We start from the raw sequence: 2,371 nt of genomic DNA on the forward strand, positions 1-2,371 counted from the left end.
TAATGTGTTTTGCTCATCTCTATGTATATACTTAGTATATACATTATTCTGAAAATAATCAAATAATTTTCTCTCCTAATCACACTCTTCCTCAAAATATGTTATAATTCATAAGCATCAGTCTTTTACAAAATCACAATTACCAAAAGGGGATTTACTTACTATGAATAAAAAAGAAGTTACTGAAATCAAAAAACAGTTCACCCCATCCAACTGTGCGATCACCCGCATCTGCGGATGCTATGTAGATGGTGAAAAAGAGAAAAAAACAGAGATGAAAGATGCTTTCCTTTCTCTTCCGGAAGAGGAAATGTTCAAGTATTTTGACATTTTCAGAAAGTCCTTGTCCGGTACGATCGGAAAAAATCTTCTGAATATGGAATTTCCTCTGGAGACCGAATCGGAAGGTGGTACACAGGAATTTCTTCTCAAATTAAGAAACAGCCGGCTTACTGACGACGCTCTTCTGGAAGAATTCTATAATCGCGTCATCGATTCCTATGATTATGCCGAGAACTATCTGATCCTGCTCGTCCATGCAGCCTACGATATTCCGGGAAAATCAACGGACGGAAGTGAAATGTTCGATGCATCCGATGAAGTCTATGATTACATCATGTGTACCTTCTGTCCGGTCAAGCTTTCCAAGCCAGGACTCAGTTATCACGCAGAAGAAAACAGCTTCCATGAGCGTATCCGTGACTGGATCGTAGAGATGCCGGATGCCGGTTTCCTCTTCCCTGCTTTTAACGACCGCAGCACCGATATTCACAATCTGCTTTATTATTCAAAAAATGCAGAAAATCTCGGAAACGGTCTGACCGATCTGCTTCTTGGATGTGTTCCGCCACTCACCGCCGGAGATCAGAAAGAAACTTTCCGTACACTGATCGAAGAAACGCTCGGTGATGACTGCGACTACGATACAGTCAAAAATATCCACGAAAACTTGAATGAAATGATTGAGCAGAATTCTGAAAATCCGGAACCACTCGCCCTTGACAAAGCAGAAGTTAAATACCTCCTTGCAAAAAGCGGTGTCGAAGAAGAAAAATTGGAAACATTCGATACGCAGTACGATTCCGCTGCCGGAGAGCACAGTACACTCCTTGCCTCCAATATTGCAAACCTCAAAAAATTCGAGATCAAAACTCCGGACATCACCATTCAGGTAAACCCGGAATGCGCAGATCTTGTAGAAACACGTATTATCGATGGTCAGAAATGCCTGGTCATTGTCGTTGACGACCGCGTTGAGATCAACGGAATCAGTGCAAAGACTGCCGTATCCGGAGGACTTCCAAAGTCTTCTACCCCTGATGCATCTGATGAATCCAAAAGCGATACATCCGAAAATGAAATGGATGTTCCATTCTAAATGCCTTACATATTATTACGAAAGACATTTTTATTGAATGTCTTTCGTAATATTTCCTTATTTCTTTTCAATTTTACAATGTATACGAAAAATGCAGGTAATCCTCTCGACTACCTGCATTATTCTATACGCATTTTTCATTCTCATTTACTACAATTCCCGTTTTTCATCTTTTCCTAAATCACAGTTCCTCCACCGGTCGTCACAAATCCAACTCTCAGAATTGCTTTCACAAAACTCCACATTCCATTGATTACTGCAGAATTCAGCAGACTGATCGGCACATCCAGAATTCCTGTTCCAAGTAACAGAAGCAGAATCCACATACTATACGGTCGGATCTTCCAGTAAAACTCTGCTACCCTCGGAAAGATCTCAGCAAGAATATTCGATCCGTCAAGGGGCGGAATCGGAATCAGATTGAACACACCAAGTCCAATATTCAGCACTGCTCCATAATAAGTAAGCACATAAAGATAATTCAGAATCAACCCACTCGATCCATACTTATACAAAAGCCCGTGCAGAATCATACAGACAAACGCAAGCAGGAAATTCATGACTACTCCCGCTGCTGCCACAAGAATCGTATCTCTTTTTTTATTCTTATAATTCCTGGTATTGATCCTTACCGGCTTTGCCCATCCCACATGAAAGACAAGCAGACATAACGTTCCCCACACATCCAGATGCTTAAATGGATTCAAGGTCAGTCTTCCGTCATATTTTGGTGTCATATCCCCGAGTTTATATGACACATATCCATGTGCAAATTCATGCAGCGAAACAGCAAATAGTGTGGCAGGGGCAACGTAAATGAGTGTCTGAAAAAACTGATACATCGCCCTGGTCAGTCCTGTATTTTGAAACAGCATAGCATCCTCCAAATTTCCTTAATAACGTCCATTATAGTACCTGATGAAATGGGATTCAAGAAAGATTGTGTAAATTTTTTCTAAAGATTGTACAGAAAAAGGGGCTGTGAAAAAAGCA

2 protein-coding genes are annotated in these 2,371 nt (G+C 40.8%); one reads left to right on the forward strand and one right to left on the reverse strand.

Annotation, left to right across the window (positions count from 1 at the left end):
* Nucleotides 1-163: 163 nt before the first annotated feature.
* Entirely contained in the window at nucleotides 164-1,378 is a 1,215-nt protein-coding gene (locus PGR14_RS15880) for a DUF4317 domain-containing protein (RefSeq protein ID WP_055247746.1), read from the forward strand.
* Nucleotides 1,379-1,554: 176 nt separating this feature from the next.
* On the opposite strand, the gene PGR14_RS15885 is transcribed toward PGR14_RS15880, so the two are convergent.
* Nucleotides 1,555-2,253: a site-2 protease family protein gene (locus PGR14_RS15885; RefSeq protein WP_227119682.1), complete on the reverse strand. Its 699-nt coding sequence runs from the start codon at nucleotides 2,251-2,253 to the stop codon at nucleotides 1,555-1,557.
* Nucleotides 2,254-2,371 lie beyond the last annotated feature (118 nt).

It is taken from the genome of Coprococcus sp. AF99-45, from assembly GCF_027663865.1.
GTDB lineage: Bacteria > Bacillota > Clostridia > Lachnospirales > Lachnospiraceae > Allocoprococcus > Allocoprococcus comes.